General features: G+C 53.5%; 16 protein-coding genes and 1 pseudogene. 10 read left to right on the forward strand and 7 right to left on the reverse strand.

Annotation, left to right across the window (positions count from 1 at the left end):
* Nucleotides 1–173 precede the first annotated feature (173 nt).
* The 7 genes and pseudogenes from ACUY4S_RS12435 to ACUY4S_RS12465 all read left to right on the forward strand — a co-directional run bounded on the left by ACUY4S_RS12435 (nt 174) and on the right by ACUY4S_RS12465 (nt 4,661).
* Nucleotides 174–545, forward strand: a complete 372-nt coding sequence (locus ACUY4S_RS12435) for an RlpA-like double-psi beta-barrel domain-containing protein (protein WP_458022702.1) — start codon at nt 174–176, stop codon at nt 543–545.
* Nucleotides 546–556: 11 nt separating this feature from the next.
* Nucleotides 557–1,105, forward strand: coding sequence for a hypothetical protein (locus ACUY4S_RS12440; RefSeq protein WP_458024216.1), 549 nt, complete (start codon nt 557–559; stop codon nt 1,103–1,105).
* A gap of 19 nt (nt 1,106–1,124) precedes the next feature.
* Complete coding sequence (locus ACUY4S_RS12445; protein WP_458022700.1) at nt 1,125–2,240, forward strand: endonuclease/exonuclease/phosphatase family protein; 1,116 nt, start codon at nt 1,125–1,127, stop codon at nt 2,238–2,240.
* Between the two features lie 29 nt (nt 2,241–2,269).
* Nucleotides 2,270–3,280 carry a D-2-hydroxyacid dehydrogenase family protein gene (locus ACUY4S_RS12450; protein ID WP_458024217.1) on the forward strand — a complete coding sequence of 337 codons (1,011 nt, stop codon included), beginning with the start codon at nt 2,270–2,272 and terminating at the stop codon, nt 3,278–3,280.
* Nucleotides 3,231–3,554: pseudogene (locus ACUY4S_RS12455) on the forward strand (NAD(P)-dependent oxidoreductase); the annotation flags it as partial. The gene ACUY4S_RS12450 and the pseudogene ACUY4S_RS12455, both read left to right, overlap by 50 nt.
* A gap of 4 nt (nt 3,555–3,558) precedes the next feature.
* Nucleotides 3,559–3,795 carry an NAD(P)-dependent oxidoreductase gene (locus ACUY4S_RS12460; protein ID WP_458024218.1) on the forward strand — a complete coding sequence of 79 codons (237 nt, stop codon included), beginning with the start codon at nt 3,559–3,561 and terminating at the stop codon, nt 3,793–3,795.
* Nucleotides 3,796–3,845: 50 nt separating this feature from the next.
* Nucleotides 3,846–4,661 (forward strand): nuclear transport factor 2 family protein, encoded by an 816-nt coding sequence (locus ACUY4S_RS12465; protein ID WP_458024219.1) that lies wholly within the window; start codon nt 3,846–3,848, stop codon nt 4,659–4,661.
* A gap of 78 nt (nt 4,662–4,739) precedes the next feature.
* On the opposite strand, the gene ACUY4S_RS12470 is transcribed toward ACUY4S_RS12465, so the two are convergent.
* Together ACUY4S_RS12470 and ACUY4S_RS12475 are read right to left on the reverse strand one after the other, a co-directional pair.
* The gene (locus tag ACUY4S_RS12470) at nt 4,740–6,203 is read right to left on the reverse strand and encodes a pyridoxal phosphate-dependent decarboxylase family protein (RefSeq protein ID WP_312686329.1); all 1,464 of its coding nucleotides are present in this window, start codon (nt 6,201–6,203) and stop codon (nt 4,740–4,742) included.
* A gap of 11 nt (nt 6,204–6,214) precedes the next feature.
* Nucleotides 6,215–7,600 carry a diaminobutyrate--2-oxoglutarate transaminase gene (locus ACUY4S_RS12475; RefSeq protein ID WP_312686327.1) on the reverse strand — a complete coding sequence of 462 codons (1,386 nt, stop codon included), beginning with the start codon at nt 7,598–7,600 and terminating at the stop codon, nt 6,215–6,217.
* Between the two features lie 653 nt (nt 7,601–8,253).
* On the opposite strand from ACUY4S_RS12475, the gene lysC reads away from it, so the two are divergent.
* The 3 genes from lysC (at nt 8,254) to ACUY4S_RS12490 (ending at nt 11,303) form a co-directional block, all read left to right on the forward strand.
* Nucleotides 8,254–9,615, forward strand: coding sequence for a lysine-sensitive aspartokinase 3 (gene lysC, locus ACUY4S_RS12480; RefSeq protein ID WP_312686325.1), 1,362 nt, complete (start codon nt 8,254–8,256; stop codon nt 9,613–9,615).
* Between the two features lie 91 nt (nt 9,616–9,706).
* Entirely contained in the window at nt 9,707–9,994 is a 288-nt protein-coding gene (locus ACUY4S_RS12485; RefSeq protein WP_312686323.1) for a VF530 family protein, read from the forward strand.
* 7 nt (nt 9,995–10,001) lie between these two features.
* Nucleotides 10,002–11,303 (forward strand): glycoside hydrolase family 10-like protein, encoded by a 1,302-nt coding sequence (locus tag ACUY4S_RS12490; protein WP_458022349.1) that lies wholly within the window; start codon nt 10,002–10,004, stop codon nt 11,301–11,303.
* Between the two features lie 16 nt (nt 11,304–11,319).
* Here the strand turns inward: ACUY4S_RS12490 and ACUY4S_RS12495 are convergent, their stop codons facing one another.
* The 5 genes from ACUY4S_RS12495 to ACUY4S_RS12515 all read right to left on the reverse strand — a co-directional run bounded on the left by ACUY4S_RS12495 (nt 11,320) and on the right by ACUY4S_RS12515 (nt 14,636).
* Nucleotides 11,320–11,958: a hypothetical protein gene (locus tag ACUY4S_RS12495; protein WP_312686319.1), complete on the reverse strand. Its 639-nt coding sequence runs from the start codon at nt 11,956–11,958 to the stop codon at nt 11,320–11,322.
* Nucleotides 11,959–11,968: 10 nt separating this feature from the next.
* Nucleotides 11,969–13,240: an AAA family ATPase gene (locus tag ACUY4S_RS12500; RefSeq protein WP_312686318.1), complete on the reverse strand. Its 1,272-nt coding sequence runs from the start codon at nt 13,238–13,240 to the stop codon at nt 11,969–11,971.
* 76 nt (nt 13,241–13,316) lie between these two features.
* Complete coding sequence (locus ACUY4S_RS12505) at nt 13,317–13,661, reverse strand: hypothetical protein (protein ID WP_312686316.1); 345 nt, start codon at nt 13,659–13,661, stop codon at nt 13,317–13,319.
* On the reverse strand, nt 13,639–14,202 hold the full coding sequence (locus tag ACUY4S_RS12510; protein ID WP_312686315.1) for an RNA polymerase sigma factor: 564 nt from the start codon (nt 14,200–14,202) through the stop codon (nt 13,639–13,641). The genes ACUY4S_RS12505 and ACUY4S_RS12510 overlap by 23 nt, the downstream gene beginning before the upstream one ends.
* Nucleotides 14,199–14,636 (reverse strand): hypothetical protein, encoded by a 438-nt coding sequence (locus tag ACUY4S_RS12515; RefSeq protein ID WP_458022350.1) that lies wholly within the window; start codon nt 14,634–14,636, stop codon nt 14,199–14,201. The genes ACUY4S_RS12510 and ACUY4S_RS12515 overlap by 4 nt, the downstream gene beginning before the upstream one ends.
* Nucleotides 14,637–14,733 lie beyond the last annotated feature (97 nt).

The raw sequence follows: 14,733 nt of genomic DNA on the forward strand, positions 1-14,733 counted from the left end.
ATCTGCAAAACGGGCCTCCGTTATGGGGAATTGCTTAAGAATAATCTGAATAGAAGACTTTTTTATTTTCCCAGACAGATACATTTATCACTGAAATAACGAGTGCGAGTATTATCAGCGCAACGGCTAAGTGAAGGTGTTTGTTACTTTTTTAAGGCATTGCGGAGCAAAAAATGGGACTTCCTGTATCAGGTCTGGCATCAACCTATTCAGACTATTTTGTGAATAAAATGACGGCAAGTGGTGATATTTACACACATGCAGGGTTTACCGCAGCGTTATTACCCCGCGAACGCTGGCGTGATGTGCCGCTGGGAACCAAACTCAAGCTGACCTATCAGGGGCGTGCCGTGATCGTCAAAGTAAACGATCGCGGTGCCGGTGATGGTTCAATGGCGCGTGTCCTTGATTTAAGCCGTGCGGCTTACGCTACGCTGACCGGGCTGCCGCTCAGTGCCATAACGGACAAAACGGCAGGGATCATCAACCTGCAATCCATTGTTATTGTGCCACCTAACTCTGCACTGGGGCCGGTATCAAAATGAATAAAAAGAACATGTTACGTTTAGCGGGCGCGTTAACTAGCCTGATTGTTTTTGCCAGCCCGGCAGCGGAGAAAGCCCCGGATGTGGTCAACCAACTGATGGCTTCACCGGTGCGTAATCTCAGCCAGGCAGACAACGACACCGACGGCGCTCAGCGTTGGGTTGCCTGGGAAGAGGGCACCATTGATGCCCGATCTTCACATCTTGCGCTGTATGAAAAAAACACTAACGGCAACATTCAGCCTGTATGGTCGACTGCATGGCCGGATGCCTGGGCACCGTCGCTGCTGATGTTGCAAGAGTGGCGCTGGCATGATCGCCCGTTGCTTGCCGTGACGTTGCAATTTGGCGCAGCGGCAGAACAGGTGGATATTTACGGTCTGGATGAGAAGCAGCGTCCGCAACGGCTGGCGGAAAAAACCGCCGCCACGATTGGCTGGAAAATTTCCGCTTCCGGGCAGCGTTTACTGGTGCTGTATGAGGCTAAACCGACGGTGTTGAAAGCAACATGTTATGGCTGGCAGGAGAACACACTGGCGGTGCAATCCTGCGATAAGTGAAATAAAGGGGAGGGTGCGTATGCGGCTGGCTTCTTACAATGTTGAGAACTTATTTGATCGTGCAAAAGCAATGAACCAGCAGGACTGGTCTGCCGGTAAGCCGATTCTGGAGAGATTCGCGGCTTTGAATGCCTTGCTCGGGGAGTTGACCTACACCGCCGAAATGAAGCAAAAAATGGTGGTGTTGATGAACGAACTGGGACTGCGTAAGTCCGACACCGGCCCCTTTGTTATTTTACGCCGCAATCGCGGCAAGCTTCTGACCCGTCCGCAAGACGGCAGCGACATCAGGATTATCGCAGACGGTCGCGCGGATTGGGTTGGTTCTCTGGAGCTACGATCCGCACCGGTTGATGAAGTCGCCATGCTATTAACGGCCCAGGTGATGATTGATCTGCAGGCGGATATTCTGGCAGTCGTCGAAGCAGAAAGCCGCCCGGCGCTGCAAGCCTTTAACAATGAAATCCTGCCAGCACGCAACGGAAAACCCTTCGAACATGTGATGGTCATTGATGGCAATGATGAGCGGGGCATTGATGTTGGGTTGATGACCGCCAGGGCATTTCCCATCGATACCATCCGCAGTCATGTGGACGACAAAGATCGGTCGGGCGCACTGATCTTTTCCCGTGACTGTCCGGAATTTGCCATCCCGCTGAAGAGCGGAGAAACCCTTCACATCCTGGTTAACCACCTAAAAAGCAAAGGCTTTGGGACGCAAAGTAGTTCTGATGCAAGGCGCAAAGCGCAAGCGGAACGGGTGAAAGCCATTTATCAGCAACGCAGCAAAGAAGGCGAGGCGCTGATCGCCATTATGGGCGATTTTAATGACACGCCAGACAGCACTACACTGGCTCCCTTGCTGAAAGACACCGATTTACAGGATATTTTTACCCATCCCGCATTTGATAATGGCGGCTACCCTGGAACCTGGGGCAGTTGCACTGCGAACAACAAGATTGACTATATTTTGCTCTCGCCAGCGTTATGGAAAAAGGTGAAGCAAGGCGGCGTCTTTCGTAAAGGGATGTGGCCCGGCGTGCGACCGGCCAAGTGGGAAACTTACCCGGAACTGAAAAAACCGGTTAATGCAGGGTCCGATCATGCCGCGGTGTGGGTGGAACTGGATCTCTGAATCAGCCGTCACCTAAAGATGGAATGTGTATGACGATTCACGTTTGTGTTCCTGATGATTATCAATGCGTTACAGTAAATCTTCCCTGCCTGCAAGACAGCGAAAATTACCATTTTTCGGTGCTGGACGACCTGAATCACGATCCCAGAGCAGCCCACTTACTCCCCACAGCGCAGGCGCTAATATTGATTCGTGAACGCACGCAAGTGAATGCGGCGTTCCTGCAGACCATGCCGCAACTCCGGTTAATCAGCCAGACGGGTAAAGTGGCGCGCAATATTGATATTGACGCCTGTACCCGCGCCGGGGTGGCGGTGGTTGAAGGCGTCGGGTCGCCGGTTGCACCTGCCGAATTAACCTGGTTGTTGATCATGGCGTCCCGCAGGAAGTTCATTGCTGCGGTGGAGGCCATGCGTGCGGGCCAGTGGCAGGCTGAGCTGGGGCGCTGCGTGCATAAACAATCCCTGGGTATTCTCGGTTACGGCAAAATCGGCAAGCTCATTGCTTCTTATGCGAAAGCATTCGGCATGCAGGTGCAGGTTTGGGGCAGTGAACGGGCACAGGAGGAGGCGAGGCAGGATGGTTTTGCCGTGCCCACGAGCCGCGAGTGCTTCTTTGCTACAAGTGACGTTGTCACTATTCATCAGCGTTTGGTCGCCGCCACAGAGGCGAATATTACGTTAGCGGACCTGTCACTGATGAAAACGGACGCGTTATTTGTCAATACCAGCCGGGCGGAACTGGTTGCGCCGGGAGCGCTATATAAAGCATTGCAGAGTGGCAGGCCTGGTTTTGCCGCGCTGGATGTCTTTGAGCAGGAGCCTGTTTACGATCCAGCGCATCCTTTATTACAGCTGCCGAATGTGTTGTGCACGCCACACCTGGGCTATGTGGAGCAGGAAAGCTACACGTTATATTTCGAAACGGCATTCCGCAATATTGAACGATTTTTTGCCGGCGACATGACACAGGTGATCAATCCCGCGGCGATTTGTCAATACCAGCCGGGCGGAACTGGTTGCGCCGGGAGCGCTATATAAAGCATTGCAGAGTGGCAGGCCTGGTTTTGCCGCGCTGGATGTCTTTGAGCAGGAGCCTGTTTACGATCCAGCGCATCCTTTATTACAGCTGCCGAATGTGTTGTGCACGCCACACCTGGGCTATGTGGAGCAGGAAAGCTACACGTTATATTTCGAAACGGCATTCCGCAATATTGAACGATTTTTTGCCGGCGACATGACACAGGTGATCAATCCCGCGGCGATTTGTCAATACCAGCCGGGCGGAACTGGTTGCGCCGGGAGCGCTATATAAAGCATTGCAGAGTGGCAGGCCTGGTTTTGCCGCGCTGGATGTCTTTGAGCAGGAGCCTGTTTACGATCCAGCGCATCCTTTATTACAGCTGCCGAATGTGTTGTGCACGCCACACCTGGGCTATGTGGAGCAGGAAAGCTACACGTTATATTTCGAAACGGCATTCCGCAATATTGAACGATTTTTTGCCGGCGACATGACACAGGTGATCAATCCCGCGGCGATTCATCAACACCAGTGAACCAGGGAGTAAGCGCGTTGAGCACCAGATTAAATTTACGGGATCGGCTGATGCAATGTGAGCAGCAGTTGCACCGGCTGGAAACACGTCGCCGGGACGACATACTCAGTAAAATATTGCACCGCGAGTTTTTTGAAATCGGCCGCTCAGGAAAACGCTATGACAGGCAGCAAGTGATCGACGCGCTCATCGCAGAAGATAATGACCAGTATATTCACAGCACAGATTTCGCATTGTCCGAGCTGAGTGCAACGAGCGTGTTGTTGACGTACCGAAGCTTCCGCGTCGACGAGCGAGGCGACATATTCAGTCAGACATGGCGGACATCCTTATGGGTGAAGAGTGATGACGATGTGTGGCAAATGCGGTTTCATCAAGGAACGCCAGTCGGGGCGTTAATCAACAGATTACTGCACATGGTGACCAGCAGATTGATGGCCACCGAACACCGGATTGTGCGTCAATCCACCTTAGTGCGCATAATGTATATTATGTTAAATGGCATATCTGAATGCGCAGTCTCTCTGTCTTTGCATGGCCTTGCTAGCCGATCCGCAGATTTCCCTGTCTCAGCACCCACCCCGTTCGGGTTAATACTGCCGCTTTCTTTACAGCTTTCTTGTGGGAAAGCCCTGCGATTTTATTGCGGCCCCGCAGCTCCGGGTCTGGCGAAATACGTTTGCAAAGGGTCGCTGTTTCCAGAGCCACGCCTGTTCAGAGAAGCCGGCGCCGTTCGATTGCCCCGACTATTCCGGTGCAAATCCATCTGTGACTCCGTGGCGATTAGCATGCGGCTATCGAGATTGCCAGCAAGAAGAGCCACGACACACTGGCTCGCAATGTTGATTTATCCTTGCACGAACTGACCCGGCCCCCTGCACTTTCACTGGGCATAAAAAAAGCCGACGGCATGAGCTGTCGGCTTTTGAACACCTTCGCGTGAATTACGCGTTCAGTAATTCCTGCGCACAGGCTTCGACGCTTGCCAGCAGGATCTTCACATCTTCAAGGTTTACCGTCGGGTTCAACAGCGTCAGCTTCAGACAGGTCACGCCGTCGGCTTCGGTCACGCCCACGTTCGCCGCGCCAGAAGCCAGCAACGCATCGCCAATCCGCTGGTTCAACAACGCAATTGCTGCAGTGTCTGCATTTCCTGGCTGGAAACGGAACAGCACACTGGCCAGTTGCGGTTGCATCACCAATTCCAGCTGCGGTTGTTGTTCAACAAACTGCGCCACCTGCCGGGCCAGCGTCACGCCATTATCGATGATTTCGGCGTACTGCTTTTTACCCAATGCTTCAAGACCCATCCACAATTTCAGGGCATCAAAACGACGCGTTGTTTGCAGTGACTTCGACACCAGATTTGGCACACCATGCTCTTCGTCAAAGTCAGAGTTCAGGTAGGCAGCCTGGTAACGCATCAGTTGGTAATGACGGGCATCTTTTAACAGGAATGCGCCGCAGCTAATGGTCTGGAAGAACTGCTTGTGGAAGTCCAGCGTCACGGAATCCGCCAGCTCAAGGCCGTTCAGATAGTGGCGATACTTCTCAGAGAGCAGCAGCGCACCGCCCCATGCTGCATCGACGTGCATCCAGATTTGCTGCTCCGCCGCCAGCGCCGCGATCTCCGCCAGGGGATCGATCGCGCCTGCGTCGGTAGTGCCTGCCGTCGCGACAATCGCCATCACGTGTTCGCCGTTGGCTTTCGCCTGCGCCAGTTTCTCACGCAGGTCGTTCAGATCCATACGCGAAACCGCATCGGTTTTCACCAGCGTAACCGACTGGTAGCCCAGCCCCATCAGCGCCATGTTCTTTTGCACTGAGAAATGGGCATTCTCAGAACACAGCACTTTGATTTTGCTGAGATTACCGGTCAGACCGTGCTGCTGAACCGAGTGACCCTGACGGGCAAAAAACGCATCGCGCGCCAGCATCAGGCCCATCAGGTTGCTCTGCGTACCGCCGCTGGTAAAGACACCGGCATCGCCCGCCTGATAACCAACCTGCTCGCGCAGCCATTCGATCAATTTGATCTCAATGATCGTTGCAGACGGACTTTGATCCCACGAATCCATGCTCTGGTTGGTAGCGTTGATCAACACTTCCGCCGCCTGACTGATCACCAGGCTCGGGCAATGCAGGTGAGCCACACATTGTGGATGGTGAACAGAAAGACTGTCTTTCAGGAAATATTCAACGGCACGCTCAATGGCGGCCTGGTTACCCAGGCCCTGCGCGGTGAATTCCAGCTGAATGCGCTCGCGCAGTTGCTCAACGGTCTTGCCCTGATACATTTCAGGTTGCTGCAACCATTGCACAACGGCTTTGGTGCTTTGCGCGATTGCATCCTGGTAGGCGGCAATACTTGGCGCTGATCCTGACAGAATCGGATTTAAATCAGACATGTCTACTCCGATTAAACAGGTTTAACGCCGGCAGCCAGCATCGCGCTTTCGAACTTGTCGAGGAAAATTTCCAGTTCGGCATTGCTGATCAGCAAGGATGGCAGCAGACGCAGCACACAACCGTTGCGACCACCGCGTTCCAGGATCAGACCCGCTTCAAAGCATTTTTTCTGCAACAGCGCAGAGAGTTCGCCATCCGCCGGGAAACAACCCATATGATCCTGCGCTTCATTCGGCTTAACGATTTCAATACCAATCATCAAACCAAGACCGCGTACGTGACCGATAACCGGGTAACGTTTTTGCAGTTCAGCCAGTTTCGCTTTCAGCCACTCGCCCTGTACGGCCACTTTGTCGGCAATACGATCGTCTTTCAGGATCTTCAGCGTGGTCAGGCCCGTCGCCATCGCCAACTGGTTGCCGCGGAAAGTCCCGGTGTGATGACCCGGTGCCCAGGCATCAAACTGCTTCTTAATGCCCAGTACTGCCAGCGGTAAACCACCGCCAACCGCTTTCGACATCACAATAATGTCTGGCTCAATCCCGGCGTGTTCAAAGGCAAACAGCTTACCGGTACGGGCAAAGCCGGCCTGCACTTCGTCGATGATCAGCAGAATGCCATGCTCCTGCGTCACTTTGCGGATGCGTTGCAGCCACTCTGCCGGCGCCGGGTTCACCCCGCCCTCACCCTGCACCGCTTCAAGAATAACAGCAGCCGGTTTACGAACGCCGCTTTCAACGTCGTTGATCAGGTTTTCGAAATAATAGGTTAATGCTTTAACGCCAGCTTCACCGCCAATACCCAGCGGGCAGCGGTACTGATGCGGGTACGGCATAAACTGCACTTCTGGCATCATGCCGTTAACAGCCTCTTTCGGCGACAGGTTGCCGGTCACGGAAAGCGCGCCATGCGTCATACCGTGATAACCGCCAGAGAAGCTGATTACCCCGGAGCGGCCGGTTACTTTTTTCGCCAGTTTCAGCGCGGCTTCAACGGCGTCGGCACCGGAAGGACCGGTAAATTGCAGGCAATACTCTTTGCCTTCACCCGGCAACAGCGACAGCAGATAAGCAGAAAACTCATCTTTTAACGGCGTGGTCAGATCGAGCGTATGTAACGGTAAGCCACTGGTAATGACACTTTGAATGCTTTGAAGCACTTCGGGATGGTTATGACCCAGCGCCAGCGTTCCGGCGCCTGCCAGGCAATCAAGATATTGATTATTTTCAACATCAGTGATCCAAACGCCCTGCGCTTTGGCGATCGCCAGCGGCAATTTGCGCGGATAACTCCTGACATTGGATTCAAACTCGGCTTGTCTTGCTAAGAAGGTTTCATTGCGTTGCGGTAATGAATTAGCGTTCAAAGTATCAATACGGACTTTATCCGTCATCATATCACTCCTACAACCGCGGATAGGTTTAACACCGGGTTGAATAAAGGTTTAAGGGGGTTATAAAAATCGCGGCTAATATATGTTGTTTTAGCAGCGGACTCAATATTTTATTTTTGCAGGCTTTTTTAGGTGTTTTCCCTTTAAAATCAAAAGGAAAAATATATTCCAGGCAATTTTCCGCGTTGCAGGAATTGTAACCATTTCTGTTACGCGCTTTGCAGTGAATGAATTGTAAACAACATCATGATTCGCATCATTTTTTATGTCGATGGTGTTTTAATTATGTGAATTTACAATCGGCTTAAGTCAAACCTAAAGGAATATATCGATCCGGCGGGTTAAATCACTTACTATGCCCGCGGAAAAATTCCCCGTAAGGCGCAACGGGTAAAAAAACGCTGCTCATGAGACAAGGAATCACAAAATTATAAACCACTAACGTGCATCACACCCGGTAACTTGTGAGAGGCAAGACAGGCTACCGACAACAGAAGCCAGCTTCTGGGTTGTAATCAGAAATGTTCGCGGGCGGACATTTCGTAAGGCGCAGGCCGCCGGATACGTGGAGATCCTCTCCCGCCGGGTACCTTCCCTTATGCCGAGAATGAAAATTTTCATGCCATCCCCTGATGGCGCCCTGATATGAGATTGTTATGACACGCATTTATTCCCCTATCGTCGTTGCCAAATTTGGCGGCACCAGTGTTGCTGATTTTGACGCGATGAGCCGTAGCGCCAACCTTATCCTTGCTGATAACGCTGTTCGTCTGGTTGTCCTGTCTGCCTCCGCTGGCGTCACGAATCTGTTAGTAGAACTCGCTTCAGGTCTGGAAAGTCGCGACCGACTGGACAAGATTGAAACCCTGCGCACCATCCAGTACAACATCATCTCTCGCCTGCAACAGCCTGCGGCGATTGGCGAAGAGATCGATCATCTGATCGACAACATCAGCCGCCTTGCAGAAACCGCATTTAATGCCCCGTCGACAGCGCTCAGCGATGCGCTGGTCAGCCACGGCGAACTGATGTCATCCCTGTTGTTTGTAGAAGTGCTGCGAGAACGCGGCGTAGAAACCGAATGGTTCGATGCCCGAAAAGTGATCCGCACTGACGATGGTTACGGTTGCGCACAACCCGAAATTCTCGCCATTGCGCAACTGGCGGAAAAACAGCTGCGCCCGCGCACCGACCATGCGTTGGTGATCACCCAGGGATTTATTGGCAGCGATGCAAAGGGGCATACCACCACGCTCGGTCGTGGCGGCAGCGATTACACCGCCTCCCTGCTCGGCGAAGCATTGCAGGCAGCGCGGGTTGATATCTGGACCGATGTGGCAGGTATTTTTACCACCGACCCACGGATCGTTCCACAGGCGCAGCGTATCGACAGGATCTCATTTTCAGAAGCCAGCGAAATGGCGACCTTTGGTGCCAAAGTGTTGCACCCGGCGACCTTACTGCCTGCCATGCGCCAGAATATCCCGGTGTTCGTCGGCTCCAGCAAAAATCCTGCGGCGGGCGGAACGCTGGTCTGTCGCGACGCCGATAACCCGCCGCTGTACCGCGCGCTGGCCGTTCGCCGTCATCAGACGCTGTTAAAATTACGCAGCCCGCATACCCAGCCTGCGCATGTTTTCCTGGCTGAAATGTTCACCATCCTGTCGCGCCACCATGTGGCGATGGATCTGGTGACCACCTCGGAAACCAGTATTGCCCTGATCCTCAACGCCACCAGCGCCACCTCAGGTGAAGCCGATACCTTAACCACCTCGCTGCTCACCGAATTATCTTCGCACTGCTGTGTCGAGGTAGAAACCGGGCTGGCACTGGTGACGCTGATCGGTAATACGCTCTCGCAGGCCTCCGGCGTGTGTCAGAGTGTCTTCTCTGAACTGGCGCAACACCCGGTGCGGATGATTTGCCATGGTGCATCTCATCACAATCTCTGCGTGCTGCTCCCCGCAGACGCGGCCGACAGCGCCGTCAAAACGTTGCATCACAGCCTGTTCGAATAACGGCGACTTCCGGGCGAGTGGTTTTACTGCTCGCCCGCACGGGCCAGCCGCGCTAAGCTGCCAGCGCAGAACGCATATTATTGGAGCCAACATGGCCGCTCATCACTCAAATGATCCCTTGCACGGCGTGACCCTCGAAATGCAAGTCAACGCGCTGGTTGCCCGTTATGGCTGGCAGGAACTGGGTAAACGCATCAATATCAATTGCTTTAAAAACGATCCAAGCGTTAAATCCAGTCTGAAGTTTTTGCGACGGACGCCCTGGGCGCGCGCCGAAGTCGAAGCGCTGTATCTTGACTCGCTGGCGGACCCGGCGCCGGCAAAAACGGATGACGCCACCTTTAACCCGTGGATCCATAGTCGCGCTATTAAGGACTAATACTCCGATGTCGCTACAAAAGTCAGGCGTGCTGATTGCCACTGCGCTTTTCCTCGCCAGTTGCACCTCCAGACCACCCCACTCGCTTGTGACGCCCCTGCCGCCGGTTGCCAAACAGCCGCTCCCCACGCAGGCGCAAAAAAGCCAGCAACCCGTGCGCGGCGTCTGGCTGACAACGGTTTCCCGTCTGGACTGGCCGCCGCTGGCTTCGGTCAATGGCTGCAGCGCTGCCGTGCGTATTAACCTGCAACAACAAGCACTCAAACAGAAGCTGGATAAACTGCAGGCACTCGGCATTAACACTGTCTTTTTCCAGGTCAAGCCGGACGGTACGGCGCTGTGGTCATCAAAAATTTTGCCGTGGTCAGATATGATGACAGGCAGGATTGGCGAAGATCCAGGCTACGATCCGCTGCAATTTATGCTTGATGAAGCCCACAAACGTGGCATGAAAGTGCATGCCTGGTTTAATCCTTACCGGGTTGCCGTCAACATCAAACCCTCCACGCTTGCGGAACTGAACCAGACATTGTCGCTGCATCCGGCCAGTGTGTATGTCCTGCACCGCGACTGGATCCGCACCGCGGGCGACAGGCTGGTGCTCGACCCGGGCATTCCTGAAGCACGGGATTGGATCACCAGTATCGTTGCTGAGGTGGTGTCGCGCTATCCGGTGGATGGCGTGCAATTCGATGATTACTTCTATACAGAAACGCCGGGATCAAAGCTGAACGACAACGATACGTTCCGCCAATATGGGCAGGGATTTGCCTCAAAAGCAGACTGGCGGCGTAACAATACCCAACAGTTGATTGAACAGGTGTCGCGGACAATTAAACAACTCAATCCGAACGTGGAATTTGGTGTCAGTCCGGCGGGGGTATGGCGTAACCGCTCTTTCGATCCCGCCGGTTCCGATACGCGCGGCGCAGCGGCATATGATGAATCCTATGCCGATACGCGCCGCTGGGTGCAAATGGGGTTGCTGGATTACATTGCGCCCCAATTGTACTGGCCTTTTTCGCGTGATGCCGCCCGTTACGATGTGCTGGCGAAGTGGTGGTCAGAGGTGGTCAAACCGACCAGAACCCGCCTCTATATTGGCGTGGCGTTGTATAAAGTGGGGGAACCCTCGACCAAAGAGCCTGACTGGACAGTACAGGGCGGCGTGCCTGAGCTGAAAAAACAACTCGATCTTAACGAGTCGGTACCGCAAATCAGCGGCACGATTCTGTTCCGTGAGGATTTCCTCAATCAGCCGCAAACACAGCAAGCCGTCAACTACCTCAAAAGCCGCTGGGGCGGTTAACGCGTATTAGCGGCAGTTAACCGCCCTCTTCGGCGGGTATTTCCACCGTTTGCGCCAGTTGTTGCTGCTGGCGCTGTTTTTCCACCGCCCGGGCAATGAGTGGGGCCATTTCATGCAGACCATCAAGCGTGAGCTTATTGCTTTGAAACATTGCCAGCCACTTCCTGCGCTGGCGGATCACGCGTTCGTCGTCACGTAAGTGGAGCCGTGTCAACGTAGCCTCGGCTATCTGCTTGTACTGCTCCGGAATGTTCGCAGGCACGGTCACCAACTGCAATGAAGGAAGCAGGATCTCAAACCAGCCGTCTTCAACAATAAACGGGTCGAGGATTGTCGTCGCTTTGTTTTTACTGCTGTTAATCCAGCCGGAGGAGAACCGATAGTTAGTCCATTCATAGGCCAGTGATTCGTTGTTATCCACCGAATCAAAATGATCGACCGTGCCCGCGGGTTCATACATCGCGCCGTAAGCGCATAAATCTTTCGACGCCGTTGCCAGCGCGCCTTTAAAGGGTGACCAGAAATCTTTCGGCCTGCGATTACCCTTAGGGCGGCTCGCCTTCGGATGATCCAGCAGCCACTGCGCACCTTTCTGGCGACATTTTTCGTCAAAATTGTCGGGTTCATCAAACGCTGAACGATCAATTTTTATCATGATGGGCGGCTCAGGTTCCGGGTACTTGTCTGGTTTCTACCAGCCAGCGGGGCCAAAAATCATCATGCCCGGCCAACACCCGTTTCAATGCCTTATTGATCGCCTCTTTCGAACGCAGACCTTCTGGCAGGGCATCCATGTCGCCACGCATTAAGGCCTCTGCAGCTTCAATCGCTTGCTCTGCTTCCACCGAGCGGGCCTGCTGCAGACCAAATACATCAGAAACCAGCCAGTTCGCCACATCTCCCTGTTTTGCCCATGCCTCTTCGCTGATTTTGGCTTCGTTATTTTCAAGTTTGATGTTGAATACTTTATCCAGACTCTCATCAAAAGTAGGTTCAACCGAAGCCAGCACCAACGGCGAGTGGGTAGCAACAATTAACTGCACCGCCACCTTTTTGCCGGTTAAGGCCTGCATAACTTCCAGTAATGCCGGTACCACGCGACGCTGCCATTGCGGGTGCAGATGGCACTCAATTTCGTCAATCAGGAAGATCACTTCTTTGGCTTTATTACGTCCGGTTCGTTCACTTGCCAGCAAATGCTCTTTCCATGTCCACACCAGCAGATAAGCCAGTGCAGCAATCCGGCGCATGCCGGCTGAGGCATTTAATAAGGCCACATCCTGACCGTAAGGCATACGCAGGGAAGGATACTCTTTAACATCAAACCCAAACCGCACCGGATCGCCCGGCGTTAACTGCTCGGTAGCGGAAGGCGAAAGCACGCTCAACACTTTGATCAGATCATTAAAAGCCGGATCGGAACGACTTTGCCACAGAACCCAGTCGCTGATCAGTCCATTGCAGTATGTCATGCCATCCGGCCCATTAAGCCCCTCCCACACTTGTTTGGGAGAGAAATCAAAAGAGCGGGCACGGGAGCTTGCCTCATCATCCTGCCAATAGTTACGGCTGGGATCCCACACGCTGAAGCTGCCATCAACGCCGGCATAAATCACCACGCCGGGGATCGCCGGTCGTCCCTTCTTAAGGGGCCATTGCCAGCTCTGATCTTCTTTACGGAAACTGATTTTTTCTTCAACGTGACCGGTGGTCGTTTTGCTGTAGCTGTAGGAGATAGTCGATTTTTTCACGCCAGGAAACGGAACAGCCTGGCTATTGCGAGCCCAGGTCCGTGTCAGAGAAGACCATGCAATATCGAGAAGAAAACTTTTACCCAGGCCATTATCGCCAGTGATGAAATTGAGCCGTGGCGAAAATTCCACTGGCCCAAACGTTGTCGCGGGGCCAACCCCGGTAAGCATAAGATGTTTTAACATTGCTCGCCTCCTCACGAAAACAAGATGTTATCACCTAATCGTCACGTTTTCTCATGCAAAACGTGAGACAGAGAGGCTAAGGCAGCCAATTTAAACTGAAATCAGCGGCAGCTTTGAACAGGCGTTTAACCCGCTCCAGTGTTTTTTCCAGCATGATGGCATAGCGCGGGCGGGGCTGCGGCATGGTGCAGGCGATATTTCGTTCCTGCGCAACGCGCCATGCCGCGATCCGCACCTGATAAACAAAATCATGCTGCGCCAGGTAGACCAGAGCCGCGGAACTTCGCGCACTCTCCTCCCCGCGCAACAACGTAACCAGATGCAGCCGTTTGCGATAATCGGTCTTATCTTTCAGTAGTGTGTTGAGATCGTCATCCGTCACCGTCAGGGCACCCTGTTCATTCGTCGGTGAGAGAATCATAAACAGAGCGCAACCGGCTGCGCAAATAGAGCACTGCTTTATGTTTACGTGATAACAGTGTCTGCACACTCACGCCGCTCTCCGCTGACAACGCTTTATAGCTGTACCCTTCCAGTTCCGTTTTCTCGAAAACCTCCCGTTGCTCCGGGGTCAGTTCCTCTAACGCTACGGCGACTTCCTCCCAAAGCAGGATTTTAAGGTACTCGTCCTCCGGGGTTTGCGGCGTACCAAACAGCGTTTCCGCCAGTTCATCCTCCGGGAAATCGCCCTCCTCATCGCTGGCAAATAAACCAGAAAACGGCAGTTCCTTTTTTTTACGCCCGCGATCGACAATTTCATTCCGCGCCGCGCGGAACAGCCAGGCAGCGATATTTTCCACCGGCTGTTCCACTTTCATTAACTGATAGGTCACTTCCTGCAGGATATCGTCGGCATCATCCCGCGCGGTACGCCGACGGATGAACGCATTCAGTCGCGATCGACAGGCGCCGATCGCTGACATCAACAACGACTCTGGCGCACCGGGTTTCGTTGCACTCATGGTTGATCCGTTGTTTTAGGCTCGCGCTCTCCTTCCTGCGGGCGCGGGGCATTCTCTTCCTGCCAGCCGTGCCAGCCACAGTGCCCGCGATGGCCATGCCGCCCAAAGCCTTCGCGGCGCGCGCGAACAAACTCTTCTCGCTGTTCAGGCGTCATTTGCATCCAGCGCTCATGCATCCGGCGGCGCATACCAAACATCCCGGGCCGGAATCCCAGACCGCCAAAAAGGATGCGGCACAGCACCAGTAAACCTAACGCCTGCCAGAAACCGATGCTTTTTACGCCCAGTATGGCCGGAAGCAATGCATTCCACAGCGACATTACCAGCAGGCCAAGTACGACCAGAAATACCAGGCCCATAATCACGGGTTTAACCATCCGGTGACCACCAAAACCGTGGCCGTGACGACCTTCGCGCATGTCAAACTCTCTCATCTTCATTTACCTCATAACAAAAAATGGCTTGTGATGAAGTAGACGAATGAGCAGCAGAAATATTGTCAAAAATGATAAAAAAATAATATGAACGCAG

The organism is Kosakonia beeri (genome assembly GCF_054165705.1).